This is a genomic window from Streptomyces sp. CNP082 (assembly GCF_059570535.1).
Window position 1 is genome coordinate 136,038 of the sequence record NZ_JCANSZ010000001.1, and the last position, 25,925, is coordinate 161,962.

Genomic DNA, 25,925 nt, shown 5'->3' on the forward strand with positions numbered 1-25,925 from the left:
GGGCCCGCGGTCACTTCAGCAGCCGGGACATCCTCCGGTCGGCCAGCGGCTTGCCGCCGGTCTGGCAGGTGGGGCAGTACTGCAGCGCCGAGTCCCGATACGACACCTCGCGGATCGTGTCGCCGCAGACCGGGCACTTCTCCCCCGCCCGCCCGTGCACCCGAAGGCCGCTCTTCTTCTCCGCCTTCAGCCGCCCCGCGGCCACGCCGCGGGAGCGCTCGACGGCCTCGCGCAGCGTGTCGCCGATCGCCGCGTAGAGCACGGCGGTCTCCCCGGCGGTGAGGTTCGCGGCGAGCTTGAACGGGGAGAGCTTCGCGACGTGCAGGATCTCGTCCGAGTACGCGTTGCCGATGCCCGCGATCGCCGACTGGTCGCGCAGCACCCCCTTGATCTGCCGCCGCTCCCCGGCCAGCAGCCCGGCGAACACCTCCGCCGTGAACGCCGGATCCAGCGGATCGGGGCCCAGCCGGGCGACTCCGGGCACGTCGTGCGGATCCCGTACGCAGTACACCGCGAGGCGCTTTTGCGTACCGGCCTCGGTGAGGTCGAAGCCCGCGCCCTCCGGCTCGGCCAGCCGCACCCGCAGCGCCAGCGGCCCCTTGCCGGGCCGCGGCGGCGCGGCGGGCAGCTTGTCCTTCCACTGCAGCCAGCCGGCCCGGGCCAGATGGATCACCAGGTGCAGCTCGTCGGCGACCGTGAGGTCCAGGAACTTGCCGTGCCGCCCGACGGCGGTGACCTCGGCGCCCTCCAGCGCGGTCAGCGGCGGATCGTAGGTCTTGAGCACGCTGACCGCGACCGGCTGCACGCGGGCGACATACCGCCCCGCCAGGTGCTCGGTCAGGAATCCGCGGAGGGCTTCGACCTCGGGAAGCTCGGGCATGTCTGCCAGTCTGCGGCATCCTGGAGTGATGTACGAGGAGAGGCCCGCGCGGCTCGGCGGCGCGGTGGTCTGGCACCGCCGGGACGTCCGGCCGGGCCCGTACCGGGTGCTGCCGGACGGCGGCACCGACCTGATCCTCACGCCCGGCGGGCTGCTCGTCGCCGGCCCCGACACCCGGGCGCACGTCGGCACGGGCGCCGCCGGCGACACGTACACCGGGCTGCGCTTCGCCCCCGGGCAGGGCCCGGCGGTGCTGGGCGCGCCCGCGCACGAGCTGCGCGACCTGCGGGTGCCGCTCGCGGACCTGTGGGGCGAGCGCCGGGCCCGGCTGGCGGCGGAGCAGGTGGCCGCGGCGGCGGACCCGGGGGCGGCGCTGGTGGCGCTGGCGCGGGCGCGCCTGGCGGACGCGGAGCCGCCGGAGCCGTATGTGCCGGCGGTCGTCGCGGCGCTGGCGGCGGGCCGGCGGGTGGCCGAGGTCGCGGCGGCGGCGGGGCTCGGCGAGCGGCAGTTGCACCGGCGCAGCCTGGCGGTGTTCGGGTACGGGCCGAAGACGCTGGCCCGGGTGCTGCGGATGAACCGCGCACTGGCGCTGGCCCGGGCGGGCACGCCGCCGGCCGGGGCGGCGGCGCTCGCGGGGTACGCGGACCAGGCGCACCTGGCGCGCGAGATGCGGGCGCTGACCGGGGTGCCGCTGACGGTACTGCTCTAGCCGCACTGCTCCAGCCGCCCCTGAGCCGCCCCGGCCGCGGCACCCCGCGCCGCCCCGGCCCGGGACGTCAGCCGAGCGGGGCGAAGAGGTCCACGCCGTTGCCGTCCGGGTCGCGCACCTGCGCGTAGCGCTGGCCCCACTCCGCGTCCCAGGGCGCCTTGGCGCCCTCGTACCCCGCCTCGGTGAGCAGCGCGTACGTCGCGTCCACGCCGACGGGTCCGGCGCAGCGGAAGGCGAGCCCGATGCGCCCAGGCCCGGCCGGCGGCTCGAAGCCGGGCTGGAAGGACGCGACGGTCTCCTCCGTGTCCCACATCAGCCGCAGCCCGCCGGGCAGGTCGGCCTCGACGTGCGGCTGCCCGTCGGCGTCGGCGGGGATGTCCAGGCCGAGCAGGCGGTAGAAGGCGAGGGTGGCGGCCATGTCGGCGGTCACCATTCCGATGGCGTCGAATCGTGCGGTCATGCTCCGAGCCTAGGAACGGGCGGGCGGCACGTCTTGAACGATTCGGACACCCCTCACCCGGCCGGCGCAGCCGCGGCGGCGGGGGACCGGGCGGCCGGCAGCGGTGATCGGCCGCACGCCGGGGTGCGAGGCGCACGGCGTCACCCGCCGCGCCAGCTTCCGGGCACGCGTGCGCCGGCTCGCGGACGGCCGGGGCCCGGCCCGCCTCCCCGTCGGCAGCGGCCCGCCGGCCCCGTCCGGAACCGGAAGGCCCGCACGTCCGCGGCGGTCCCCGCGGGACGGATATCCGATAGCGTGCCGATCCCGGCACTGCCCACCGCACCGCACCGCCCACTGCCCGAGGTGTCCCCACCGCGCACCGCGGGCAGCACCCTGAGGTCGCCCGCCATTCGCCCAAGAGGGAGCGAGAAGCATGGGAGCCCAAGCCGTCACCGCGGGGGTCCTGAGGGAGCGCGCGCCTGACGAGCGCCGCGTCGCCCTCACCCCCGAAGTCGTCACCCGGGTGCGCCGGTCGGGTGTCGACGTCCTCGTCGAGACCGGCGCCGGCACGAGCGCCTGGTTCACCGACGCCGCCTACACGGCCGCCGAGGCCGAGGTCGTCGGCGTGGACGAGCTGATCCGCCGTGCCGACCTGGTGCTGTGCGTCGGGCCGCCCGACCGCGAGACCGCCGCCGCGCTGCGCTCCGGCCAGACGCTCATCGGCATGCTCGACCCGCTCCGCCAGGCGTCCCTGATCGGTGAGCTGGCCGCCCGGGGGGTGACCGTCGTCAGCCTCGACCTGCTGCCCCGTACGCTCAGCCGGGCCCAGACGATGGACGCGCTGACCTCCCAGGCCAACGTCGCGGGGTACAAGGCGGTGCTGCTCGCCGCCGACAACTACGACAGGTACTTTCCGATGCTGACGACGGCGGCGGGCACCTCGAAGCCCGCCGCCGTTCTCGTGCTCGGCGCGGGCGTCGCCGGGCTGCAGGCCATCGCCACCGCCCGCCGGCTCGGCGCGGTCGTCACCGCGTACGACGTGCGGCCCGCGGCGCAGGGGGAGATCGAGTCGCTGGGCGCGAAGTTCCTGGAGCTCGAAGGGGTGGCGTCGGCGGCGGGCGAGGGCGGCTACGCGCGCGTCCTCACCGAGGAGGAGCAGCGGGCCCAGCTCGCCGCGCTGACGGCGGCGGTGCCCCGCTTCGACGTGGTGATCACCACCGCCCGGGTGCCGGGCCGCAGGCCGCCGCTGATGGTGACGGCCGCCGCGCTGGAGCAGATGCGCCCCGGGTCGGTGGTCGTGGACATGGCCGCCAGCGAACTCGGCGGCAACGTGGAGCTGTCCGAGCCGGACAAGACGACGGTGCTCGCCGGCGGCGTGACGGTGATCGGCGCGGGCAACCTGCCGTCGGTGATGGCGACGGCCGCGTCCACCGCGTACGCCCGCAACCTCAGCGCGCTGCTGGCCCACCTGGTGGACGGCGAGGCGGTGCGCATCGACCTCGACGACGACATCCAGGCCGGCGTGGTCGTCGCGCACGGCGGCGAGGTCGTCAGCGCCGCGGTCGCCCCGCAGAACGGAGGGAACCGGTGAACCTCGATCTGCTCACCGCCGTCACGATCTTCGTGCTCAGCGTGCTGGTCGGCTTCGAAGTGATCAGCAAGGTGCCGGCGACGCTGCACACGCCGCTGATGTCGGGCGCCAACTCCATCCACGGGATCGTGCTGATCGGCGCGATGCTGGTGACGTCCCTGGCCGACGAGCCGCTGGAGTACGCACTGGCGTTCGTGGCCGTCGCGTTCGGCGCGATGAACGTCGTCGGCGGGTACGTCGTCACGGACCGGATGCTGCACATGTTCCGCGCCCGGCCGGCGCCGGGCGGCGCCCGGAGAGGTGCCGCGAAGTGAGCGATCTGGAGACCGCCGTACGGTACGTCCTGCTGGCCGCCGCCGCCTGCTTCGTCCTCGGCCTGCGGCTGATGAACTCCCCCGCCACCGCCCGCCGCGGCAACACCCTCTCGGCCGGCGCCATGGCCGTGGCGATCGCGGCGACCGCCGTGCTGCTGGCGGAGCGCGGCGACATCACCGCCACCGGCTGGCTGGTGCTGCTCTGCGCGACCGTCGTCGGCTCCGGCGCCGGGCTGTATCTGGCCCGTACCGTCGAGATGACCGCGATGCCGCAGTTGGTGAGCCTGTTCAACGCGGTCGGCGGAGGCGCCGCCGCGCTGCTGGCCATCGTCGAGCTGCTCCAGCACGCGCACCCGGAGGATCTCGGCGCGCGCACCACCGTCCCGGGCGGCATCGACATCCTCATCGGCGCCATCACCTTCTCCGGCTCGCTGATCGCCGCCGGGAAGCTGCAGGGCCTGATCCCGGGAAAGCCGATCGTCCTGCCGGGCACCCGGGCCCTGAACGCCGCGCTCGCCCTGGTCTTCGCCGGCTCGGGGGTCTGGCTGGTGGCCGACCCGGGCAGCGTCGCGGCGCTGACGCTGCTCACCCTCGCGGGTCTTGCGTTCGGCGTCACGATGGTGCTGCCGATCGGCGGCGCGGACATGCCGGTGGTCATCTCGCTGCTCAACGCCTTCACCGGCACCGCGGTCGGCATGGCCGGCTTCGTGCTGAACGAGCCGGCGCTGATCATCGCCGGCGCGCTCGTCGGTGCCTCGGGCACGATCCTCACCAAGCTGATGGCAGACGCCATGAACCGGTCGATTCCGGCCATTATTGTCGGCGGCTTCGGCACCGGAGACGACGCGGCGGCCCCGGGCGCGGACGGGGACGTGCAGGTGCGCCCGGTCTCCGCCGACGACGTGGCGATCCAGCTCGCGTACGCCGGCAAGGTCGTCATCGTGCCGGGGTACGGGCTGGCGGCTGCGCAGGCGCAGCACGAGCTGGGCGAGCTGGCGGACCTGCTGCAGGAGCACGGCGTGGAGGTCACGTACGCGATCCACCCGGTGGCCGGGCGGATGCCGGGGCACATGAACGTGCTGCTGGCCGAGGCCAACGTGCCGTATCCGCAGCTCAAGGAGATGGAGGAGGCGAATCCCGAGTTCCCGCAGGCGGACGTGGCGCTGGTGATCGGCGCCAACGACGTCACCAACCCGGCCGCGCGGCGGCCGGGCAACGCGATCTCGGGCATGCCGATCCTGGACGTGGACCGGGCCAAGAACGTGGTGGTGATCAAGCGGTCGATGGGCCACGGGTACGCGGGCATCGACAACGAGCTGTACTCGGCGGAGAACACCGGGATGTTCTTCACCGACGCCAAGAAGGGGCTGGCCGACCTGAAGGCGGCGGTCCGCACTTTCGTCGGCTAGCGGCCCGGGGAGCCGGAGAGTGCGGACGCGGGGGGCCCGGCCGGATCAGTCGATGCCGCGCAGGATGTGCAGCTCGGCGGTGTCGGCCGGGTCGTCCTCGTATCCGGCGAGCCGGATAGGGGCCGAGCGTGCCCACACCTCCAGGCTGCTCAGGGGCCCCGCGGACGCCGTCGCGCCCCGGCGCGGCGGCGTCCGCGGGGCGGCGTGGGGGTTCTGTTCCGGTGCGGCTTCCGTGGTCAAGGTGCACTCCTCCGGGTCGGTGAACTGGTCAGCCCTGCCTGGGCGGCGGGGGGGGTCGGCACGGACACCCCGGGCTGTTCGGGTGGGCAGTTCGGACGCGGTGGCGCCGGCTGGACTCACGGACGGCCCGAGGGTGTCGGTCCTTCCCCCTGTGCAGGGTTGTCCGTTTCCACAGGGTAACTACTCGAAGCCGGGGACGCCCGGTGTTATCCGGCTGGGAGCATCGCTCCTAAAATCAGGACATGACTCAAATAACGGTCTTTCACCTTAGAAGGGATGTTATGGGCGCCAGCCGCATAGCCCGCCTCCCGCGGACGCCGCCGGCCCTGCCGGCGGCGCTGCTCCTGCTGCCGCTGCTCCTCGCGGGCGGGTGCACCCCGGACGACATGCAAAGACCCGAGAAAGGCGCCAAGGGCGGCTCGCCGTTCACCGGCCTTAAGGGACGCAACGGGCCGGTGCTGGGCGTGAAGATCGACAACGCCGCACCCGCACGCCCGCAGACAGGCCTGGAGCGGGCGGACATCGTCTACGTCGAACGGGTGGAGGCCGGCCTCAGCCGGCTGCTCGCGGTGTACGGCTCGCACAAGCCGGAGCGGGTCGGCCCGGTGCGCAGCGCCCGCGAGTCCGACCTCGAACTGCTGGAGCAGTTCGGCCGCCCGGCGCTCGCCTTCTCCGGGGCGCAGTCCAAGCTGCTCCCGGTCATCGACGAGGCACCCCTGTTCCCCGTGCCGCCGAGCGAGGCGGCCGGGGCGTTTCTGCGCGGCTCCGCGAAACCCGCGCCGCACAACCTCTTCGTACGGCCGGAGAAGGCGCTGGCCGCGACGCCCGACGCGGACCCCGCGCGGGACATCGGCTTCCGCTTCGGCGCGGCACCGAAGGGCGGCAAGGCCACCGCCACGCGGACGGTGCGCTACCCGGCCGCGAGCTTCGGCTTCACCTGGGACGCGGACACCCGGCGCTGGCTGGTCTCCTTCGACGGCGCGCCGGCCGCCACCGCGGCGGGCGGCCGGCTGTCGGCGGCGACCGTCGTCGTCCAGCACGCGGAGATCCGCGACTCCCGCTTCGGCGACCGCTCGGGCAACGTCTCCCCCTACACCGAGACCGTCGGCGCGGGAAAGGCCGAGGTGCTGCGCGGCGGCAGGACGTACCCCGCGCGGTGGGAGCGCGAATCGGCCGGCGACGGCACGGAGTTCACCGGCAAGGACGGCGAGCGGCTGCGCTTCGCCCGCGGCCCCGTCTGGGTCGTCCTCACGGAGTGACGCAAAGCACACCCCGATTGGCGTGAACGGGTCTTGGCGGAGGCTACGATTTTTGGAGTACGAAACCGTTTCGTTCCGCTGACTGGGGAGGGGGCCCGATGGTCGTGCACGACACCAGCACCACCGGGCGCCGCAGCCGGCTGAGCGCCGAGCGCGAGCACGAGCTCTTCGAAGCCGTGCTCGACCATCTGCGCGAGGTTGGCTACGAGGCCCTCACCATGGACGCGGTCGCGGCTCGTACGCGGTCGAGCAAGGCGACACTGTACCGCCAGTGGCACTCCAAGCCGCACTTGGTAGCCACGGCACTCCGGCACGGCAAGCCGGTGCGGGCCGCCGCGATCGACACCGGCACGCTGCGCGGAGACCTCGTGCAGTTCGCCGACGGCGTGTGCCAAAGCGCGGAGAAGGACACGGCCCTGCTCCGCGCGGTCGCATTCGCCCAGCAGTCGAACCCGGAGCTGCAACAGGCCATGCGGCAACTGCTGATCGAGCCGGAACTGGCCGCCTTCCGCGACCTGATCGACCGCGCCGTCGAGCGTGGCGAGCTGGCCGCGGGAGTCCCCGCCGCGGATTTCTTCCCGCACATGATGCTCGGCGCCGTGCTGGTCCGGCCGCTCATCGAGAACGCGCCGGTCACCAGTGACTACGTTGTCCGATATATCGATGCAGTGATCCTCCCCGCGCTGCGTATGAACTGACCTGTCGTCCGCTACCACAAGAGAAGACAGCTCCACCTGGCGTACGCCGCTCTCGTCGTCGGGCTGGTCCCACACAACCCACCGTCGAGATCAGGAGATACCTGCTCGTGGCCACCTTCCTCTATAAGCTCGGCCGGCTGTCCTTCCGCCGCCGCCGATATATAGCCCTGATATGGGTGCTGCTGCTCGGCCTCGCCGGGTTCGCCGCGTCCACCGCGGGGGAAGCCCCGGCGGATGAGTTCGCGCTCCCCGGCACCGAGTCCCAGAAGGCGTTCGATCTCCTTGAGGAGCGCTTCCCCGGCTCGGCCGCCGACGGCGCACAGGCCCGCATCGTCTTCCAGGCGCCCGACGGCCAGAAGATCACCGCAACCGAGCACCGGGACGCGGTCGAAGGCGTCCTCGACAAGCTGACCGGCGGCCAGGCGGAGTCGGTCTCCAACCCGTTCGAGGGCGAGGGCGCGGTCAGCGAGGACGGCGCCACCGCGTACGCCACCGTGGACTACAACGCCCCCGCCCCCGAGATCACCACGGACACCCAGGACGGCATCGAAAAGGCGATGGAGACCGGCCGCGACGCCGGCCTGACCGTCGAGTCCGGCGGTGACGCCACCGTGGCCGAGCCCGACATGGGGAACGGCGAGATCATCGGCGTCGCCATCGCCCTCGTGGTGCTCTTCGTCACCTTCGGCTCGATGCTGGCGGCCGGACTGCCGATCCTCACCGCGCTGATCGGCCTCTTCATCGGCATCTCCGGCATCACGGCGACGGCGGCGACCTTCGGCCTGTCCGAGACCACCACCGTGCTGGCCACTATGATCGGGCTTGCCGTCGGCATCGACTACGCCCTGTTCATCGCCTCCCGCTACCGCGCCGAACTGAGCGACGGCCACTCCCGTGAGGAGGCGGCCGGTCGCGCCGTCGGCACCGCGGGCTCCGCCGTGGTGTTCGCGGGCCTCACCGTGCTCATCGCACTGTGCGGGCTCTCGATCGTCAACATCCCGATCCTCACCAAGATGGGCCTCACGGCGGCGGTCACCGTCGGCATCGCCGTGCTCATCGCCCTCACCCTGGTGCCGGCGACGCTCGGCATGCTCGGCAAGCGGATCTTCGGCCGCCGGGTGCGCAAGGCCAACCCGGAGACGGGCGTCCCGCCGACCGCGGACGTCCACGCCAAGCCGAACATGGGCACCCGCTGGGCCCGGCTGGTCCTGCGCCGCCCGCTGCTGGTGCTGATAGCCGCGGTGGTCGGTCTCGGCGCGGTGGCCGCGCCGGTCGCCAGCATGGAGCTCGGCCTGCCCGACGAGGGCAGCAGCGCACCCGACACCACCCAGCGCAAGGCGTACGACCTGCTCTCCGACGCCTTCGGCGCCGGGTTCAACGGCCCGCTCACCGTCGCCGCCGACTTCACCAAGTCGGAGAACCCCGAGCAGGCCGCCGAAACCCTCCGCACGGACATCGAGGCGCTGGACGGCATCGTCGCGGTCAGCCCCCCCGCCTTCAACGAGGCCGGGGACACCGCGACGCTCATGGCCACGCCGAGCACCGGCCCGAGCAACACGAAGACCGAGGACGTGGTCCTCGACCTGCGCGACCTGGCGGACGACCAGGCCGGCGAGACCGGCGCCGAGGTGCTGGTCACGGGATCCACCGCGGCCAACATCGACTTCTCGCAGGTGCTGAACGACGCGCTCGTGCCGTATCTGGCGATCGTCGTCGGCCTCGCCTTCCTGCTGCTGATGCTGGTGTTCCGCTCGATTCTGGTGCCGCTCAAGGCAGCGCTCGGCTTCCTCTTCTCGGTCCTCGCCGCGCTCGGCGCCGTCGTCGCGGTGTTCCAGTGGGGCTGGGCCTCCGAGGTGTTCGGGGTGGAGCAGAGCGGCCCCATCGTGTCGATGATGCCCCTCTTCCTGATCGGCGTGATCTTCGGCCTGGCCATGGACTACGAGGTGTTCCTGGTCAGCCGGATGCGCGAGGCGTACGTCCACGGGGAAGGAGCCGGCGACGCCGTGGTCAGCGGCTTCCGCTTCAGCGCACGCGTGGTCACCGCCGCCGCGATCATCATGATCAGCGTCTTCTCCGGATTCATCGGCGCCGGCGAGGACATCATCAAGACCATGGGCTTCGGCCTGGCCATCGCGGTTCTCTTCGACGCCTTCGTGGTCCGCATGACCATCGTCCCGGCGGTGCTGGCCCTGCTGGGCAACACCGCCTGGTGGCTGCCGAAGTGGCTGGACAGGATCCTGCCGAACGTCGACATCGAGGGCGAGAAGCTGCAGCGGCAGCTCGCCGCGGCGGCCCCCGTGCCGCCGCCGACAGCCGGCGAGGAGCGGGAGCCCGAGCCCACCGGCGTGCGCTGAGGCACGTCCCGCGGTGCCCGGCACCGCGGGATCGCAACCACATCCGACCGGGGCCCGGTGGCGCTTGCGCCACCGGGCCCCGGTGCGTCTGGCACCGGTGCGGTCGGTTGCGTCGAGCCTTGACGTTCATCCGATGAATCTCTACTTTTCCCCCTCAGCAAGCGCTCGATTCTGACAGACCCCCCATAGACATCGGATGGATCAAGGTTCTTGAGGGAGAGCGGGATGAACGGGTTTGCACGACGGCACGTGCTGGCGATCGGCGCCGGAGCCGCGGCGGGCTCCACGCTGGGCATCGCGCCCACCGCCGTCGGCGCCGCGCCACCGGACCCGGCCGGGACAGCCGGGACGGCTGGACCGGCGGACGAGGCCGACGACTGGGGCCGGGTACCGGACCCCGTACCGGTGCCGCTGACCGGCCTCTTCGACAACGACGGCATCGACACCTCCGACGCCCGCGGCGGCAACTTCGACGGCAGCGGCTACACCTACCCCGGCGAGGAGCTGCCCACAGGGCCGATCGAGGTCGACGGCTTCCCCTTCGACTTCCCCGGCGCGGGCGCCGGAGTCCCCGACAACGTCGTCGCCATGGGGCAGCGCGTCAAGCTGCCCCCGGGCCGCTACCCGAGCGCGCTGTTCCTCGCCTCCTCCTCGTACGGCACCGCCTCCGGCGCGGCCACCGTGCACTACGCCGACGGCAGCACGGCCACCGCGACCCTGTCCGCCCCCGACTGGTACTCCGGCGGCGGCTCGCTCACCGCCCCGTACCGCTACGACCCCGGCGGCGCCAAGGACGCGCACCAGGTGTCCATCGCCGTCGTCGAACTCGGCCTGGACCCGGTGCGCGAGGCGGTCGCGCTCACCCTGCTGGCCGTCAACCCGGCCGAGCCCGGCAAGCCGGCGCTGCACGTCTTCGCGCTCTCGCTGCAGCCCGTCACCGAGGGGCGCGCCGTCGCGCTGCGCAACGTCCGCTCGACCACCACCTCGCTGGAGCGCTCCGGCGCGCAGTCCGTCGAGGCCACGCTGATCAACGCCGGCGCGGTGTGGATCGCCGCCGGCGACCGCCTGTCGGTCACCGTCGACGGGACACCAAGCTCTCCCACCGCAACTCCGTCGCGATGGGCCCGCGGCGTGACCTGATCCGGGAGCTGTTCGACGCGTCCCGCACGTACACCCCCGACCTGCACTGCGGGCTGTACTTCTCGATGCCGGAGTGGTTCAACCCGGACAACCCCTGGTACGGCCACGCCCCCCCGCAACCCGTACACCCTTCAACCGGTGCCGTACACCGGCTACACCGCGGGCAAGGACTACGTCCGCGACTACCAGGCCCAGCAGATGCGGGAGCTGTTCCACGACTACGGCACCGAGATCATGTGGTGCGACATCGGCGGCGACAACGACAGCCACCGGGTGCTCGCCGAGTTCTTCAACCACGCCAAGAACCGGCCGCGGCCGATCGAGGTGGTGGTCAACAACCGCTCCGGCATCGGCCCGCACGACTTCACCACGCCCGAGTACGAGGTGTACGAGAACACCGTCGTCGCCAAGTGGGAGGCCAGCCGCGGCCTCGATCCGTACTCCTACGGCTACAACGCCGAGACGCCCGACAGCGCGTACATGACGACGGAGGAGGTCGTGCACAGCCTCGTCGACATCGTCAGCAAGAACGGCAACTTCCTCCTCGACATCGGCCCGCGGGCCGACGGCACCGTCCCCGAGGTCATGGAGCGGCGGCTGCGCGAGACCGGCGAGTGGCTGCGCGTCAACGGCGAGGCGATCTACGGCACCACCTACTGGTCCCGCATGGCGCAGCTCGGCGAGGACCTGCGCTTCACCATGACCCGCGACGCCTTCTACATCCACTCGCTGGCCGCCCCCTCCGCCCGGCTGATCGTCGAAGCCCCTGTGCCCGTGCGGGCCGGCGACGAGATCACCCTGCTCGGCTACGGCGACCGTCCCCTGAGCTGGGACGTCGAGGGCGGCGCACTCGTCATCGAGGTGCCCCCGGCGGCGCGCAGGGCCGGCCGGCACGCCTGGGTATTCAAGATCCGCACCCCCGGCTCTTCCTGAAAGCCACCTCATGCGTCATCGTGCTCCACTGTCATCGAACGGCCTCGGCGGAGAGGACGCACCATGGCAGGGCTCTGGAGTACCGACGGCGTACTGCGCCGCAAGCCCATCGAGCACATCGAGAGCGCCGAGGGGGAGAGCAGCGAGCAGCTCACCCGGGTCCTCGGCCTGTGGCAGCTCACGGCGATCGGCGTCGGCGGCATCATCGGCGCGGGCATCTTCGCGCTGGCCGGTGCGGTCGCCAACGGCACGGCGGGCCCCGCCGTGCTCGTCTCCTTCCTCATCGCGGGGGTGGCGAGCGCGGCGGCGGCCCTGTCGTACGCGGAGTTCGCCGGCCTGATCCCCAAGGCCGGCTCGGCGTACACGTACGGCTACGCGGTCCTCGGCGAGATCGCCGGGTGGTTCATCGGCTGGGACCTGCTGCTGGAGTACACGGCGATCGTCGCGGTGGTGGCGATCGGCATCTCCGGCTACTTCTCCTTCCTGATGGAGAACATGGGCGCCGACCTGCCGGCGTGGATGCTCGGCGCCCCCGGCACCGGTGACGGGCACCGCGTCGACCTGTTCGCGGTCGTGCTGTGCCTGCTGGTCGCGTACCTGCTGACCCTCGGGATCAAGAACGCGGCGCGCTTCGAGACCGCCGTGGTGGTGCTGAAGGTCGTGGTGGTCCTCGTCGTCATCGCCGTCGGCGTCTTCCACATCGACACCGCCAACTACAACCCCTTCTTCCCCTACGGCGTCGGCGGGGCGTTCACCGGCGCGGCGACCGTGTTCTTCGCGGTCTTCGGCTACGACGCGATGTCGACGGCGGCCGAGGAGTCGAAGGAGTCGCAGCGGCACATGCCGAAGGCGATCCTCTACTCGCTGGGTGTCTCGATGCTGCTGTACGTGGCCGCGACCCTGGTGCTGACGGGGATGCAGAACTACAAGGGCATCGACCCGGAGAGCGGCTTCTCCACCGCGTTCGAGTCGGTGGGTCTCGGCTGGCTGGCGAACCTGATCGCGGTGGGGGCGATCATCGGCATCCTCACGGTGATGTTCACCTTCATGCTGGGCGTCACGCGCGTCTGGTTCTCGATGAGCCGTGACGGGCTGCTGCCCAAGTGGTTCGCCAAGACGCACCGGACGCGGCACGTGCCGACGCGGGTGACGTGGATCGTGGGCGTCGGCTCGGCGCTGATCGCGGGCTTCCTGAAGATCGGCGAGGCCGCGGAGCTGACCAACATCGGGATCCTCCTGGCGTTCGTGGTCGTCTGCGTCGCGGTGATCGTGCTGCGCTACCGGAAGCCGGACCTGCCGCGGACGTTCCGCTGCCCGGGGATGCCGATCGTGCCGCTGGTGGGGGTGGGCTTCTCGATCTGGCTGGTGACGTTCCTGAAGTGGGAGACGTGGGTGCGGTTCGGCGTGTGGTTCGTGGTCGGGATGGCCGTGTACTTCACGTACTCCTACCGCCGCAGCGAACTCGCCCGGGCCGGGCAGCCGGCGCGGTCCGGGCCGGCCGGCCCGGACCCGGACGAGCGCGCCGGGCCGCGGGGCTGAAGCCGGGCCCCGTACCGGCCGCCGTCCGCGGCCGGTACGGGGCGTGCGCCCGCGGGCGCTGAGACACGACCGTGACCGCGCGCGCACCCGGGCTCGACCCGGCGGTGCTTTCCTGAGGGTGGGCGATGAGTTCGCGGCTCCCGCCGGGTCTCACCTTCCAGACGGCACGCCACCGCCACCGGCCGCCCGGCAGGGCCGCCGCCTTCGACCGAGAGGTGTCCGATGTGCCCCCACCGGCCCGAGTGCCCCGCCGCCGACCGCCCTGACCGCGACGCCGCACAGACCGTGGCCTTCCATCCCGAGCAGGGCTGGAGCCTGCTGTGCAACGGCACGATCGTCTTCGACGACACCGGCGAACTGCTGCCGACCGGCGCCGTGGTGGCGCCGCGGCGCGAGGTAAGCACCGGGCTGCTCGCCACCGCGGCCTGAGACCCGCCGGCGTCCCGCCCTCCCCCGCCGGCCCCGGGCCAGGCCGTGAGCGCCGGGCGGCAGGCCCCGGCCGGCCGCCTGCCGCGGGAGCCCCCGGCCGCAAGCGGCAGGCTGCGCAGCGACACCGCGCTCGGCGCCGGCAGCGGCTCACGCGCCGCCTCGGGACGGAACGACTGCAGCCGAGGTCACGGCACTCGCCCGCGCCTCCCGCCGCGACGTCGTCGGAGCGCTCGGCGCCCACCGTGCCCTGGACCACCGGAGCATTTCACCGGCGCAACTGGGGCCGTTCGACGTCGTCCTCGACACGGCGGGCACCGATCTGCGGACGCTCCGCCGGCTGCTGGCACCCGGCGGGCTCGTGGTCACCGTCGCCTTCGACCCGGCGCGGCCCGCCGCGTCGCTGGGCGCCATCGCCGCCAGCGCGGTGCACGGACGCGGCCGGGTGCGGTTCTTCAGCGGCGAAGGGATACGTCATGTGCCGTCCGGCCGTCAGCGCGCGACGCCGCGCATCAGCCCCTCCAGGTCGCGTTCGCCGGCCGGTGTCTGAGCGCCGTCCCGCAGACCCCCGCTGATCAGGTCCCGGGCGGCCGGCAGACTGAACGTGGAAGCCCAGGCGTCGTTCTCACGCAGGAGCCCCTCCCTGAAGTCGTCCGCGGGCAGCGCGTACTTGGCTGCTTCGATGACACCGTCGGGCAGCGCGGCGATGTTACGGGCGATGCGGTCGACGTACTCGTCGAGCTCGCCGGCCGGCAGGGCACGGTTGATCCAGCCGTAGGACGCCGCGGTCTCGGCGTCGAACAGGTCGGCGGTGAGGATCACTTCCAGTGCGCGGTTACGCCCCACGCGGTCCCGCAGGTACTGCGTTCCGCCGCCGCCGGGGACGATGCCCATCAGCGCTTCGATCTGGCCGAGGCCGGCGGTCTCGACGGCGGCGAATGCCATGTCCGCCGCGGCCACGAACTCCGCCCCGCCGCCGCGGGCCTTCCCGGCGAGCTTCACGATGGTTACCTGGGGCTGGTGGCGGATCAGCTCACCGATCGCCTGGAACACGTTGACGTCCGCCGGCGCGGACGCGGCGAGTTCCTGGAGGACGTCCATCTCTTCGCCGACGTGCATGTCCACGTGGGCAAGGAAGAACTCCGGGTCGGCGCTCGAGAAGACGATCACGCGGACGGAAGAATCGTCCTTGAGGGCCGTCAGCACCGTCCGCAGCTCACGCATCATCGTCGTGCCGAGCACATTCACCGGGGGATTGTCGAGGACGATCCGGGCGATGCCGTGTTCGCGGCTCACGCGCAGGGTCGAGCAGGCGTCGTTCGTCATGAGGTTCTCCGCTGGTTACCGATGGGCATGTAGGTTTGCGATGCATACCTACCGTCGGCAACGGCGCCCGGATGGTCAAGAACGCACTTTGGGGGCACCTAGGATCATGAAGGACACCGAGCTGCACGGCGTCGAGGCCGGAGAACGGACGGTTTTCCGGGCGGACTGCCCCAGCCGGCCGATCCTCGACCAGATAGCGGACAAGTGGTCGATGATGGTGATGGCGCTGCTGGAGCGGCCCACCCGGTTCAATGAGCTGAAGCGGGGCCTGGAGGGCATCACCCAACGTGTCCTCACCCAGACACTGCGCCGCCTGGAGCGCAACGGCATGATCCGGCGCACGGTGCTGCCGACTTCACCGGTCGGCGTCGAGTACTCGCTCACACCCCTGGGCGAGTCCCTGCGCGAGCCGTTCGGCCGGCTCTACGACTGGACCGTCGAGCACAGCGGAGAGATCCAGAACTGCCAGCGGGCATACGACACCAGGGCTGACGCATAACAACCCGGGGCCGGGAAGGGCACACTCAGCGCGCCGGGCCGGCCAGCCGCCGCGAGCGGGGTGTGCGCCCGGCGCTACTCGCCGCGGACGGCCACCAGTACGCACCTGTCGCCGCACTGCCACACCGTGCCGACCGCCGCGAAGCCCGCCTTCTCCAGCAGGTCCACATGGCGCGCCAGGCTCAGTCCGTTCTCGCCGCCGGGGGCCGGGCCGCGGCGGCGCCGCTCGGCGAAGAGCCGCGCCAGCTCCGGCGCCTCGGCCGCCGCGTCCCACCACGACGACCAGTCCTCGCCGCCCGGCATCCGCCGCCGCTCGGCCAGCCGGCGGCCGACCTCGCCGGCCAGCTCCGCGACGGCCGGGTCGTCTGCGGGCAGCCGGTCGGCGTTGACCAGCAGCCCGCCGGGGCGGAGCAGGGCGCGCAGCCGGCCGTAGACCTCCAGCAGCACGCGCTCGGGCAGGCGGTGCAGCATGGTCGCCGACACCGCGGTGTCCAGGGGGCGGTCGAGATCGAGGTCGTCCTGCCAGCGCAGACCGCCGATCACAGTGTCGACGAAGCGGATCTGCGTGCCGTGCATCCGCCGGCCGAGGCCGAGGAGTACGGGGTCGGCGTCGGCGGCGACGACGTCGAGCGCGGGCATCCGGCGCTTGAGCCGGGCGGCCAGCGAGCCCGTACCGCAGCCGAGGTCGAGGACGGCGGGGCGGTCGCGGCCGTCGGTGACCAGCTCCACCAGGTCGCCGACGACGGTGAGGCGCTCTTCGCGGCCGGTCTCCCGCCGCTCCCTTTCCAGTTCCCAGCGCACCGCCCAGCCCTTGGCCGCCGCGGCGCTCAGGTCCTCGCCCATTGGGGGAGAATACCCCGCTTTGAGATCTTGAACGCACGGTGACGCCGTGGGCGGTTCTCCCCCGGTCCCCCCCGCCTGCCGCCCTGACCGTCTCCCCGGTGGCGCACGCCCGTCGAAGCCGCCCGCTCCCGGTGTCAGTTGCCGTAGTCGCCTGCACGGATGAGCTGGTGATTCGGCGTCGTGTGCACGGGAGTATGAATTCGCCGGACGTGCCGAAGTCGTCTGCACTACGGTCGAGTTGTCCGTAGTCGTGTGCGCGACGGGGGCTTCCGGATGGCAGAGGACCCGGTAGCCGAGCGCGGGGTGCTGACCGCGCCGGCCCAGACGTGGGAGACCGCGGTGCGGCAGGCCGAGGTGATCGGGCCGCTCGCCGCGAAGAACAGGGTGGGGCTGGCCGAGGCGGACGAGGCCGCCGCGAAGCTGCAGATCTCCCGGCGCCAGGTGTACGTCCTGCTGGTGCGGTGGCGCGCGGGCGAGGGCGTGGTGACGGACCTGCTACCGGGCCGCTCTGACGGGGGCCGTGGCGGCGGGCGCCTGTCTGGTGACGTCGAGGCGGTCGTCCAGGAGGTGCTGCGCAGGCGGTACTTGACGCGGCAGCGCCGCTCGGTGGCGGCCATCTGCAAGGAGATCACGAGGCAGTGCCGGGCCGGTGGCCTGCGGGCCCCGTCGCGGGGGACCGTGGTCCGCCGGATTGCCGCGCTGGACCCGGTGGCTTCGATCGCGGCGCGCGAGGGAAGCGAGGCAGCTCGTCCTCTCAAGTCGGCCGGGGGTGTGCCGCCCGCGGTCACCGGGCTGTTGGAGCAGGTCCAGATCGATCACACGCCGGTGGATGTGATCGTGGTCGACGAGCAGCACCGGCTGCCGATCGGCCGGCCGTATCTCACAGCGGCGATCGACGTGGCCAGCCGGTGCGTAGTCGGGCTGGTGGTGACATTGGAGGCGCCGTCGGCGACCTCGGTCGGGCTGTGCCTGGCGCACGCGGCGACGGACAAACGGCCGTGGCTGGAGCGGCTGGGCGTGGAGGCGGTGTGGCCGATGAGCGGCAAGCCGCACGCGCTGTACGTGGACAATGCCGCGGAGTTCAAGAGTGAGGCCCTGCGCCGCGGCTGTGAGCAGCACGGTATCGCCCTGCGCTACCGGCCGCGCGGCCTGCCCCACTTCGGCGGGATCATCGAGCGGCTGATCGGCACGATGATGCAACTGGTGCACGAACTGCCGGGCACCACCTTCTCCAGTACCGCCGAGCGCGGCACCTACGACAGCGATGGCAAGGCCGCTCTGACTCTGGCCGAGTTGCAGAATTGGCTGGCCCTGGCGGTGGCCTGCTACCACGGTGAGGTCCACGAGCGGCTCGGCCGCACCCCGGCCGGGGTGTGGGCCGACAAGGTCACCGAGGCGCCGCGGCCGGTGACCGTGACGAACGAGACGGCGTTCTTGGTCGACTTCCTTCCAGTGATCCGCAGAACCTTGTCGCGGTCGGGATTCGTGATCGACCACGTGCAGTACTTCAGCGACGCGCTCAAGCCGTGGATCGCCCGCCGCGAGCGGTTCGGCCGGTTCGTGCTGCGCCGCGATCCGCGCGATATCAGCCGGATCTGGGTCCTGGATCCGGACGGCACTGCGTATGTGGAGGTCCCCTACCGGACGCTGTCGCGGCCGCCGATCAGCGTGTGGGAGCAGAAGGCCGCCGTGGCACGGCTGCGCGAGTTGGGCCGCGCCGAGGTCGACGAGAACGCTCTGTTCGCCATGGTGGCGCAGATGCGCGAGATCTCCGACGCTGCGGTGGCCACCACCCGCAAGGCTCGCCGCGACAGGCCGAGAGGCCCGCTGCCGCTCCGTTCAAGGAGATCGAGCAGTGGTGAATGAGGGCCAAGACGATGCGGCGGGCCTGGCACACCTGCGCCCGGCCGCGCAGCAGATCGCGCGGCTGCCGAACGTGGAGCGTCTGCGCTACGTGCGAGCGGACCGGTGGATCGGCTATCCGCGCGCCACCGAGGCCCTGGAGCGGCTGGAGACGCTGCTTGCCTGGCCGTCCAAGCAGCGCATGCCGAACCTGCTGCTGATCGGACCGACCAACAACGGCAAGTCGATGATCGTGGAGAAGTTCCGGCGGTCCCACCCGCCGATCTCACATCCGGACCGCGAACAGATCCCGGTCCTGGCCATGCAGATGCCCTCCGAGCCGACCGTCATCCGCTTCTACACCGCGCTGCTGGCCGCGCTCGGTGCACCGCTGCGCTCGCGCTACCGGCTGGCCGACCTGGAGCAGACGGTGCTGCGGCTGCTGCGGTCGGCCGAGGTGCAGATGCTGGTGATCGACGAGTTGCACAACGTCCTCGGCGGCAGCGGCGACAAGCGCCGGGAGTTCTTGAACCTGCTGCGCTATCTCGGCAACGAGCTGCGCATCCCGCTGGTCGGCGTCGGTACCCGGGACGCCTACCTGGCCATCCGTGCGGATGACCAGTTGGAGAACCGGTTCGCGCCGCTTGCCCTGCCCCGCTGGGAGGCGGACGAGGATGCCTGCTCGCTTCTGGCGAGCTTCGCCGCCTCCTTCCCGCTGCGCAGGCCCTCACCGATCGCGTCCGCCGAGATGGCCGGCTACCTCCTCACCCGCAGCGAGGGCACCATCGGGGAGCTCGCCCACCTGCTCACCGACGCCGCCGTCGCGGCGATCGAGTCCGGCGAGGAGGCCATCACTCAGCGCACCCTGCTGCTGGCGCCGTACGCCGGGCCGAGCGAACGGCGCCGCCTGTTCGAGCGCGAGCTGACGTGAGCCCGCCCCGGCGCTGGCCGCTGCACCCGCAGCCCGGCCCGCTGGAAGCACTCTCGTCATGGCTGGGGCGGCTCGCCGAGCTGTACGAGATGCCGGTGCACGATCTGGTGCGTCACAACCTCGGCGTCGTGGGGCTGCCCCTGTCGGCCGATCTCGACGTGGACCCGCCGATGACGATGCTCGCCGCGCTCGCGGAGAAGACCGGCGTGGACCTCGCCCGGCTGCGGTCGATGACGCTGGCCGGCTGGGTGCCCTGGCTCTTCGACACGCTGCCCATCGGCGCCCAGGACGCGCAGAGGGTCTTCGACGCCTACGTCCGCGACAACTCCGTCCTCTTCGCGCGTAAAGCTGCGACACATCACGTACTGCGCTTCAAGCCGGAATGGGTCGGCCCGTGGCTTCTTCCTCACCCCGCCCTGCGCGCCTGCCCGGACTGCATCGCCGACCCGGACCGTGGCCTGTCGCTCGTGTGGCGGCTCTCCTTGATGACCAGTTGCGTCGAGCACGACTGCCGGCTCCTGGAGGTCTCCGAGGTCCGGGCCGCGCGGATCCTGGGCCGGGACATCCCCAGGGAGCCGCTTCCGGCGCCCCGCGCCGCCCTGGACCGCTACACCCACCAGGCCCTCACCACCGGCCGGGTCTCCCTGCCCGGCAGGAGCGTGCACGCCGGGGTGTGGTTCCGCCTCCTGCGCTCGCTCCTGGACGAGGTCAGCCTCGCCGCGAGCAGTCAAGGCACCTGCGGTAAGGCGGTGTTGCAGCAGATCTGGCAGGCCACCGGGCACCGGGAACGCGCCGGGCTGAACGTCTGGCGCCCCTTCGAGCAGCTGCGAGAAGACATCCAGGAGGCCATGTGGGACGCCGCCGCCACCGCGTTCCAGTTGGCCGCCGACGGGTTGATCACCGCCCGTGGGCACCTGGGCTCGGCACTCCAGTTCAAGCTCCCCTATGTCTACGACGGCGACGAACCATCCCCGCTCCAACGCGCCTGGCAGGACGCCATGGCCGCGTGGGAGGAGGCTCTCACCCAGGCCCGCACCGACCCGGCCACCGCACGGCAGCTCCTCGGCATGCTCACCGGCGGCTGCCGCACCCTCGACGACTACGAGAAGGAACGCGCCTGCCTCTACAGGGAGGGCATCCCCGCCGAGTTCCTGCCCGGCGCCCGCGAACTGGGCCGCCTCGATCTCATCTGACGGTGTTCCACATCCATGGAAGTGGAACAGGATGCCGGACGGGGCGTCAGGGGACGTGCGTCCTGGGGTGATCCCTTTGCCTGTCGTTCCGCAACTCGTTCCACAAGAGCTGTTCCGGAAGACCCGTACGGGACCGACTTCCGGTACGGTCCGGCCATGGCAACCGACACGCGCCACTCCGCAGCTGGGCTCGAACTCGCGTATGCGCGGGTCTCCACCACCAAACAGAGCCTGGAACGCCAACTCGACGCGCTGAGCACGGCGGGCATCCCTGACGAACACACCTACGTCGACAAGAAGAGCGGCGCTTCCGTGGAGCGCCCCGGCCTGGCCGGCTTGCTCGCCTATGCCCGCCCCGGTGACGTCATCGTGGTCTACACCCTGGACCGGCTCGGCCGGAACCTGCGCGAAGTCCTCAACCTTGTACACGACCTGAGCGAGAAGAACATCGGCGTGCGCTCCCTGGCAGACCCGCTGCCGGTCAACACTGCCGACGAAGGCATGGGCCGCATCGCCTTCCTTCTCCTGGCGCTGTTCGCCGAGATGGAACGCACCTTCACCGCCGAACGCGCAGCCCACGCCCGCACCGTGGCCGAAGCCGCCGGCCGCCGCATCGGCCGCCCCGTCGCCCACCCCGACGAGAAGATCGAATACGCGCGACTACTCAAGGCTCAGGGCGACTCTCTCGGCATCATCGCGACCAAGACCGGTATCCCGAAGACCTCGCTGCACCGCTACCTCCATGCGTAGCGTGCCGCTCCACCGAAAGCCGAGGTGCGAATGTTCCGCCGCTTCCGGCGCGAAAAGCCGCCGTTGCGTTACTTCCTCTATGTCTCCGATACCAAGCTGGACATGCTTTTCGAGCAGATCGACCCGGCACTGCGCCGACGCATCAGTGCTGAGGCCCAGATCGACATCAAGCTCGCGAGTCTCACGTTGCGCCAAACCGACAGCCCGACAGCGGCCCGGATCGCAAAGTTGCGGATGGTTGAACGGTACATCGACGCTCACCATCAGGTGGGAACCATCCCCGCCCCGGGCCACGAGTACTTCCGCGGGTCCATGCCTATGCAGTGGGGATGGCTCACCCATGGCTACGACAACGACAGCCCGACTGGTGGGCTCGACACGGTGTTCTTCCGCGGTCAGCAAGAGTCCCACGTCGTCGTGCTCGCCGGCTCCCGTCGGCACGTCCTGGGAGAACAGCCTGCCGCCGAAGACTCCAAGCTGTCCGCGCATTCGGCAACGCCCAACATCTTCGCGGTCGTCGCGGAGCACATCTCTGGCAACCCCGGGCTCGGTGAGAGGTGGCGCTTCCTGCGGGCGACCGACCCTCGCACAGGGGGCAGTGAGGACGTCTGCGCTGCCCATGATCCACCCGAAGTAGGACTACGCGAAGCCGCACAGATCAGACTCCGCGGACCCGTACAGCACCTGGAGTTTCTCGCCCTGCCTCTGGTCCAAGAGGAAGGAGTGGAAGTCCGCATCGACGGCTGGCCCGGTCCCGATGTCGACGAAACCGTTCATGCAGTCCTCGCCACGCCACTCTACGTCGCGATGGTCGGCAATCGAGTCACACACAGGAGGGGCGAATAGCCCGCCCTGCAGAGTGCAGAGGAGTCCGGACATTCGCGCAGACGACTGCGGAAATCGACACCCGGACCGCGCACGACCGTTGACCACCCGTAGGTAAGGGCTTACTTTGACAGGGCACTGCCAGTAAGCGCTTTCTATCACACCTTTTCGACGGGTTCGTCCTCCGACGCCGCCCGCGTTCCGGCACGACTGGGAGCACTATGAGACGCCTAGCCAGACCACCCCTGTCACCCGTCGCCGTCCTGGCCGCGCTCCTCGCGCTGCTCCTGGGTACGGCCGCGGCTGCAGCCGCGCCGCAGGACAAGGAGGCCGACTTCCGGGTCCTGGTCTTCTCCAAGGTGACGAACTTCTACCACGACTCCATCCCGGCGGGCGTCGCGGCCGTCGAGAAGCTCGGCGAGGAGCACGGGTTCGAGGTCGACGCCACCGACGACGCCGCCGCGTTCACCGAGGAGAACCTCGCGAACTACGAGGCGGTCGTCTTCAACAACACCAACTCCACGCCGGAGAGCGGCGATCTGCTGGACGCGGACCAGCGGGCCGCGCTGCAGTCGTACATCCGGGCCGGCGGCGGCTGGCTCGGCCTGCACGCGGCCTCCGCCAGCGAGCGCGACTGGGACTGGTACGAGGGCCTGGTCGGCGCGATCTTCGACAAGCACCCCACGCCGCAGCCCGGCCGGATCAAGGTGCTGGACGACGACCACCCCTCCACCAAGGGCCTGCCGCAACTGTGGGAGCGGCACGAGGAGTGGTACAACTGGCGCGCCAACCCGACCGGCAAGGTGCACACCCTCGCGCAGATCAAGGTGCGCGACGGCATCACCGGCCTGGACGAGGGCGTCGACCACCCGTGGTCGTGGTGCCAGAAGTACGACGGCGGCCGGTCGTGGTTCACCGCCGGCGGCCACGACGCGTCGGCCTTCGACGAGCCGCTGTTCCTGAAGCACCTGCTCGGCGGCCTGAAGTGGGCCGCGGGTGCGGCGCCCGGCGACTGCTCGGCCACCCAGACCGGCAACTTCCAGCGCACCGCGCTGGTCTCCGACGACCTGGCCGACCCCTTCGAGCTGGCGGTCGCCCCGGACCGGCGGGTGTTCTACGCCCAGCGCACCGGTGAGCTGAAGGTCGTCGACCAGGAGACGCTGAACGTCACCACCGCCCTGGACTTCGACTACACCCCCGAGATGACCAGCCAGTCCGACGGCCTCCTCGGACTCACCCTCGATCCGGGCTTCGCGAAGAACAACTGGGTCTACCTCCTGCACTCGGACAAGCAGGAGAACCTCATCAACCTGTCCCGCTTCACCATGAAGGGGAACGTGGCAGACCCCGAGTCGCAGAAGGTGCTGCTGACGGTCCCCACCTGGCGCGGCGAGGGCCGGGCCAACGTGCACATGGCCGGCTCGATCACCTTCGACGCCCAGGGCAACCTGTACGTCGCCACCGGTGACAACACCGACCCGTTCGAGTCCAGCGGCTTCACGCCGATCGACGAGCGGGACGGCCGGCGCGCCTGGGACGCCCAGGGCACCTCGGGCAACACCAACGACCTGCGCGGCAAGGTGCTGCGCATCAAGCCCACGAACAACGGCGGCTACAGCATCCCGAAGGGCAACCTCTTCGCGCAGGGCGAGGAGAAGACCCGTCCGGAGATCTACGCGATGGGCTTCCGCAACCCGTTCCGCATCACCACCGACCCGCTCTCCGGCGCCCTGCTGGTCGCCGACTACGGCCCGGACGCGCGCAGCGCCGACCCGGACCGCGGGCCGGAGGGGACGGTGGAGTTCAACCGGATCACGAAGCCCGGCAACATGGGCTGGCCCTACTGCATCGGCGACAACACCCCGTTCAACGACTACGACTTCGCCGCGGGCACCTCGGGTGAGAAGTTCGACTGCTCGGCCCCCGTCAACGACTCGCCGCACAACACCGGCAGGACCGAGCTGCCGCCGGCGCAGCCCGCCACGGTCTGGTACGCGTACTCGGCCTCGGAGGAGTTCCCCGAGCTGGGCACCGGCGGCGGCGGCCCGATGAGCGGCCCGGTCTACGACTACGACCCGGAGAACGCCAGCCCGTACAAGTTCCCCGAGTACTACGAGGGGAAGTGGATCACCTACGAGCTGACCCGCAAGTGGTTCAAGACCTTCTCGTTCCAGGAGAAGGACCAGGGGTTCGAGGACCCGAAGTTCCCGCCCGTCAAGAAGGGCGACCTGCAGTCGATCAACGGGATCTTCGGCGACATGCAGTGGGTCCAGCCCTTCGACGCGCACTTCGGCCCGGACGGCTCGCTCTACGTCATCGACTTCGGCGAGGGCAGCGGCACCGGCCGCGGCGGCAGCAACGAGAACGCGGGCATCTACCGCATCGACTACGTCGCCGAGGGCCGGCCGCCGGTGGCGAAGCTGACGGCGTCGGCGGACTCCGGGCCCGCGCCGCTGACCGTGGAGTTCTCCTCGGAGGGCTCGCACTCGCCGGGCGACGACCCGATCACCTACGCCTGGGACTTCGACGGCGACGGCACGACCGACTCCACCGATCCCAACCCGACGCACACCTATACCGAGAAGGGCCGGTTCACCGCCCGGCTGACGGTGGAGGGCCCGCCGGAGCGCACGGCGATGGCGGTGCGCGAGATCACGGTCGGCAACACGCGGCCTGAGGTGACGGTCACCACGCCGGCGGACGGGAGCGCGTTCGACTTCGGCGACACCGTCCCGTACAAGGTGGAGGTCAGCGACGCGGAGGACGGTGCCATCGACTGCTCGCGCGTGGTCGTGCAGACGCAGCTCGGGCACGACGACCACCTTCACCCGCTGGACAACCTGACCGGCTGCGAAGGCGAGTTCAAGACCGACCCGGGCGACAGCCACGGCCCCGGCCAGAACCTCTACTACGGCATCAGCGCGCAGTACGAGGACAAGGGCGCCGAGGGCGTGCCGAGCCTGATCGGCTCCGACTCGCTGAGCCTGCGGCAGAAGTACCGCGAGGCCGAGCACCACAACGGCACCGGCGGCGCGAACGGCGGCGTGCAGACGCTGGACCGGGCGGACTCCTCCGGGGGCAAGCGGCTCGGCGAGATCGAGCACGGCGACTGGATCGTGCTGGACCCCGGGAGCGTGAGCGGGATCGACTCGGTCACGGTCGGCGCCTCCTCCGGCGGGCTCGGCGGCGGCGTGGAGTTCCACGCGAACGCGCCCGACGGTGAACTGCTGGGCACGGCGGCGATCCCGAACACCGGCAACTTCGCCAACGTGGTCTCGCCCACGGTGCCGCTCACCGACCCGGGCGGGGTGGAGAAGATCTACGTGGTCTTCACCAACCCGGCGTGGACGCCGACGAGTCCCGACCTGGTGGCGCTGGACTGGCTGCACTTCAACGGCCGGGGAGCGGAGAAGGAGTCGGCGGCGCAGGTGACGGTGACCGCCTCGCCGGAGAGCGGGACGGCGCCGGCCGAGGTCTCCTTCGAGGGCGGGGTGACGCTGCCGGAGGGGCGTACGGCCGAGTCGTACCACTGGGCCTTCGGCGACAACGCGACGGCCGACGGCGCGGCGACGGCGACGCACACGTACGCCAGGAAGGGGACGTACACCGCCCATCTGACCGTCACGGACGACACCGGGGATCTGACGACCGGTGCGGTGCAGGTGACGGTGGACTGAAGTGATCCGTGGGTGAGCTGACCCACCGCGCGGCGGCGGCCGGCCGGGGATGCCCCGGCCGGCCGCCGGTCGCCTGCCACGGGCGCCGCGAGAGGGCGCGCCGGGAGGG

The 25,925-nt window shown here is 71.4% G+C and carries 23 protein-coding genes and 2 pseudogenes; 20 read left to right on the plus strand and 5 right to left on the minus strand.

What is annotated here, in order from left to right; translation table 11 throughout:
- Positions 1-10: 10 nt before the first annotated feature.
- Positions 11-880: an Fpg/Nei family DNA glycosylase gene (locus tag B124_RS00535; protein WP_496500570.1), complete on the minus strand. Its 870-nt coding sequence runs from the start codon at positions 878-880 to the stop codon at positions 11-13.
- Between the two features lie 28 nt (positions 881-908).
- Here B124_RS00535 and B124_RS00540 point away from each other — a divergent pair, with 28 nt between their 5' ends.
- Positions 909-1,589, plus strand: coding sequence for a helix-turn-helix domain-containing protein (locus B124_RS00540; protein ID WP_496500571.1), 681 nt, complete (start codon positions 909-911; stop codon positions 1,587-1,589).
- Positions 1,590-1,656: 67 nt separating this feature from the next.
- Here the strand turns inward: B124_RS00540 and B124_RS00545 are convergent, their stop codons facing one another.
- Complete coding sequence (locus B124_RS00545) at positions 1,657-2,049, minus strand: VOC family protein (RefSeq protein ID WP_496500572.1); 393 nt, start codon at positions 2,047-2,049, stop codon at positions 1,657-1,659.
- A 412-nt stretch (positions 2,050-2,461) separates the two neighbouring features.
- On the opposite strand from B124_RS00545, the gene B124_RS00550 reads away from it, so the two are divergent.
- From B124_RS00550 to B124_RS00560, 3 genes are read left to right on the plus strand one after another with little or no spacing between them, the layout of a single operon-like run.
- The gene (locus tag B124_RS00550; RefSeq protein ID WP_496500573.1) at positions 2,462-3,619 is read left to right on the plus strand and encodes an NAD(P) transhydrogenase subunit alpha; all 1,158 of its coding nucleotides are present in this window, start codon (positions 2,462-2,464) and stop codon (positions 3,617-3,619) included.
- Positions 3,616-3,933: an NAD(P) transhydrogenase subunit alpha part 2 gene (locus B124_RS00555; protein WP_496500574.1), complete on the plus strand. Its 318-nt coding sequence runs from the start codon at positions 3,616-3,618 to the stop codon at positions 3,931-3,933. Before B124_RS00550 ends, B124_RS00555 begins: the two co-directional genes overlap by 4 nt.
- Positions 3,930-5,342 (plus strand): NAD(P)(+) transhydrogenase (Re/Si-specific) subunit beta, encoded by a 1,413-nt coding sequence (locus B124_RS00560; RefSeq protein ID WP_496500575.1) that lies wholly within the window; start codon positions 3,930-3,932, stop codon positions 5,340-5,342. The genes B124_RS00555 and B124_RS00560 overlap by 4 nt, the downstream gene beginning before the upstream one ends.
- 45 nt (positions 5,343-5,387) lie before the next feature.
- On the opposite strand, the gene B124_RS00565 is transcribed toward B124_RS00560, so the two are convergent.
- The gene (locus B124_RS00565) at positions 5,388-5,582 is read right to left on the minus strand and encodes a hypothetical protein (protein ID WP_496500576.1); all 195 of its coding nucleotides are present in this window, start codon (positions 5,580-5,582) and stop codon (positions 5,388-5,390) included.
- 281 nt (positions 5,583-5,863) lie between these two features.
- Between B124_RS00565 and B124_RS00570 the strand changes: the two genes are divergently transcribed.
- The 9 genes and pseudogenes from B124_RS00570 to B124_RS00610 all read left to right on the plus strand — a co-directional run.
- On the plus strand, positions 5,864-6,841 hold the full coding sequence (locus B124_RS00570; RefSeq protein WP_496500577.1) for a DUF3048 domain-containing protein: 978 nt from the start codon (positions 5,864-5,866) through the stop codon (positions 6,839-6,841).
- A 98-nt stretch (positions 6,842-6,939) separates the two neighbouring features.
- Complete coding sequence (locus B124_RS00575; RefSeq protein ID WP_496500578.1) at positions 6,940-7,539, plus strand: TetR/AcrR family transcriptional regulator; 600 nt, start codon at positions 6,940-6,942, stop codon at positions 7,537-7,539.
- A 107-nt stretch (positions 7,540-7,646) separates the two neighbouring features.
- Positions 7,647-9,893 carry an MMPL family transporter gene (locus B124_RS00580; RefSeq protein WP_496500579.1) on the plus strand — a complete coding sequence of 749 codons (2,247 nt, stop codon included), beginning with the start codon at positions 7,647-7,649 and terminating at the stop codon, positions 9,891-9,893.
- A gap of 225 nt (positions 9,894-10,118) precedes the next feature.
- Positions 10,119-11,033: a beta-sandwich domain-containing protein gene (locus B124_RS00585; RefSeq protein ID WP_496500580.1), complete on the plus strand. Its 915-nt coding sequence runs from the start codon at positions 10,119-10,121 to the stop codon at positions 11,031-11,033.
- Positions 11,012-11,068, plus strand: a pseudogene (locus B124_RS00590) (hypothetical protein); the annotation flags it as partial. The gene B124_RS00585 and the pseudogene B124_RS00590, both read left to right, overlap by 22 nt.
- A gap of 103 nt (positions 11,069-11,171) precedes the next feature.
- The gene (locus B124_RS00595; RefSeq protein ID WP_496500581.1) at positions 11,172-11,966 is read left to right on the plus strand and encodes an alpha-L-fucosidase; all 795 of its coding nucleotides are present in this window, start codon (positions 11,172-11,174) and stop codon (positions 11,964-11,966) included.
- 63 nt (positions 11,967-12,029) lie between these two features.
- On the plus strand, positions 12,030-13,505 hold the full coding sequence (locus B124_RS00600) for an amino acid permease (RefSeq protein ID WP_496500582.1): 1,476 nt from the start codon (positions 12,030-12,032) through the stop codon (positions 13,503-13,505).
- A 222-nt stretch (positions 13,506-13,727) separates the two neighbouring features.
- Complete coding sequence (locus B124_RS00605; RefSeq protein WP_496500583.1) at positions 13,728-13,934, plus strand: DUF5999 family protein; 207 nt, start codon at positions 13,728-13,730, stop codon at positions 13,932-13,934.
- A 178-nt stretch (positions 13,935-14,112) separates the two neighbouring features.
- Positions 14,113-14,481: pseudogene (locus B124_RS00610) on the plus strand (NAD(P)-dependent alcohol dehydrogenase); the annotation flags it as partial.
- Here the strand turns inward: B124_RS00610 and B124_RS00615 are convergent.
- Positions 14,424-15,257, minus strand: coding sequence for an enoyl-CoA hydratase/isomerase family protein (locus B124_RS00615; RefSeq protein WP_496500584.1), 834 nt, complete (start codon positions 15,255-15,257; stop codon positions 14,424-14,426). The pseudogene B124_RS00610 and the gene B124_RS00615 overlap by 58 nt on opposite strands.
- A 106-nt stretch (positions 15,258-15,363) precedes the next feature.
- On the opposite strand from B124_RS00615, the gene B124_RS00620 reads away from it, so the two are divergent.
- Positions 15,364-15,756, plus strand: coding sequence for a winged helix-turn-helix transcriptional regulator (locus B124_RS00620; RefSeq protein WP_496500585.1), 393 nt, complete (start codon positions 15,364-15,366; stop codon positions 15,754-15,756).
- Between the two features lie 74 nt (positions 15,757-15,830).
- Here the strand turns inward: B124_RS00620 and B124_RS00625 are convergent, their stop codons facing one another.
- A complete protein-coding gene (locus B124_RS00625; RefSeq protein ID WP_496500586.1) occupies positions 15,831-16,598 on the minus strand; it encodes a class I SAM-dependent methyltransferase in 768 nt (255 codons plus the stop codon).
- A 273-nt stretch (positions 16,599-16,871) separates the two neighbouring features.
- On the opposite strand from B124_RS00625, the gene B124_RS00630 reads away from it, so the two are divergent.
- From B124_RS00630 to B124_RS00655, 6 genes are all read left to right on the plus strand, one after another.
- Entirely contained in the window at positions 16,872-18,464 is a 1,593-nt protein-coding gene (locus B124_RS00630) for a TnsB C-terminal domain-containing protein (RefSeq protein ID WP_496500587.1), read from the plus strand.
- Positions 18,457-19,371, plus strand: a complete 915-nt coding sequence (locus B124_RS00635) for a TniB family NTP-binding protein (protein WP_496500588.1) — start codon at positions 18,457-18,459, stop codon at positions 19,369-19,371. The genes B124_RS00630 and B124_RS00635 overlap by 8 nt, the downstream gene beginning before the upstream one ends.
- Positions 19,368-20,564 carry a TniQ family protein gene (locus tag B124_RS00640; RefSeq protein WP_496500589.1) on the plus strand — a complete coding sequence of 399 codons (1,197 nt, stop codon included), beginning with the start codon at positions 19,368-19,370 and terminating at the stop codon, positions 20,562-20,564. Before B124_RS00635 ends, B124_RS00640 begins: the two co-directional genes overlap by 4 nt.
- A gap of 156 nt (positions 20,565-20,720) precedes the next feature.
- Positions 20,721-21,314, plus strand: a complete 594-nt coding sequence (locus B124_RS00645; protein ID WP_496500590.1) for a recombinase family protein — start codon at positions 20,721-20,723, stop codon at positions 21,312-21,314.
- Positions 21,315-21,344: 30 nt separating this feature from the next.
- A complete protein-coding gene (locus B124_RS00650) occupies positions 21,345-22,160 on the plus strand; it encodes a DUF7019 family protein (protein ID WP_496500591.1) in 816 nt (271 codons plus the stop codon).
- Positions 22,161-22,360: 200 nt separating this feature from the next.
- Positions 22,361-25,816 carry a ThuA domain-containing protein gene (locus B124_RS00655; RefSeq protein ID WP_496500592.1) on the plus strand — a complete coding sequence of 1,152 codons (3,456 nt, stop codon included), beginning with the start codon at positions 22,361-22,363 and terminating at the stop codon, positions 25,814-25,816.
- The last annotated feature ends 109 nt before the right edge of the window (positions 25,817-25,925 follow it).

Bases quoted from the DNA above. Each gene is read 5' to 3' on its own strand.
- B124_RS00540 (WP_496500571.1), top strand. From the start codon at position 909: ATGTACGAGGAGAGGCCCGCGCGGCTCGGCGGCGCGGTGGTCTGGCAC.
- B124_RS00600 (WP_496500582.1), top strand. From the start codon at position 12,030: ATGGCAGGGCTCTGGAGTACCGACGGCGTACTGCGCCGCAAGCCCATC.
- B124_RS00550 (WP_496500573.1), top strand. From the start codon at position 2,462: ATGGGAGCCCAAGCCGTCACCGCGGGGGTCCTGAGGGAGCGCGCGCCT.
- B124_RS00535 (WP_496500570.1), bottom strand. From the start codon at position 880: ATGCCCGAGCTTCCCGAGGTCGAAGCCCTCCGCGGATTCCTGACCGAG.
- B124_RS00615 (WP_496500584.1), bottom strand. From the start codon at position 15,257: ATGACGAACGACGCCTGCTCGACCCTGCGCGTGAGCCGCGAACACGGC.
- B124_RS00575 (WP_496500578.1), top strand. From the start codon at position 6,940: ATGGTCGTGCACGACACCAGCACCACCGGGCGCCGCAGCCGGCTGAGC.
- B124_RS00655 (WP_496500592.1), top strand. From the start codon at position 22,361: ATGAGACGCCTAGCCAGACCACCCCTGTCACCCGTCGCCGTCCTGGCC.
- B124_RS00650 (WP_496500591.1), top strand. From the start codon at position 21,345: ATGTTCCGCCGCTTCCGGCGCGAAAAGCCGCCGTTGCGTTACTTCCTC.
- B124_RS00645 (WP_496500590.1), top strand. From the start codon at position 20,721: ATGGCAACCGACACGCGCCACTCCGCAGCTGGGCTCGAACTCGCGTAT.
- B124_RS00605 (WP_496500583.1), top strand. From the start codon at position 13,728: ATGTGCCCCCACCGGCCCGAGTGCCCCGCCGCCGACCGCCCTGACCGC.
- B124_RS00620 (WP_496500585.1), top strand. From the start codon at position 15,364: ATGAAGGACACCGAGCTGCACGGCGTCGAGGCCGGAGAACGGACGGTT.
- B124_RS00625 (WP_496500586.1), bottom strand. From the start codon at position 16,598: ATGGGCGAGGACCTGAGCGCCGCGGCGGCCAAGGGCTGGGCGGTGCGC.
- B124_RS00570 (WP_496500577.1), top strand. From the start codon at position 5,864: ATGGGCGCCAGCCGCATAGCCCGCCTCCCGCGGACGCCGCCGGCCCTG.
- B124_RS00545 (WP_496500572.1), bottom strand. From the start codon at position 2,049: ATGACCGCACGATTCGACGCCATCGGAATGGTGACCGCCGACATGGCC.
- B124_RS00585 (WP_496500580.1), top strand. From the start codon at position 10,119: ATGAACGGGTTTGCACGACGGCACGTGCTGGCGATCGGCGCCGGAGCC.
- B124_RS00630 (WP_496500587.1), top strand. From the start codon at position 16,872: ATGGCAGAGGACCCGGTAGCCGAGCGCGGGGTGCTGACCGCGCCGGCC.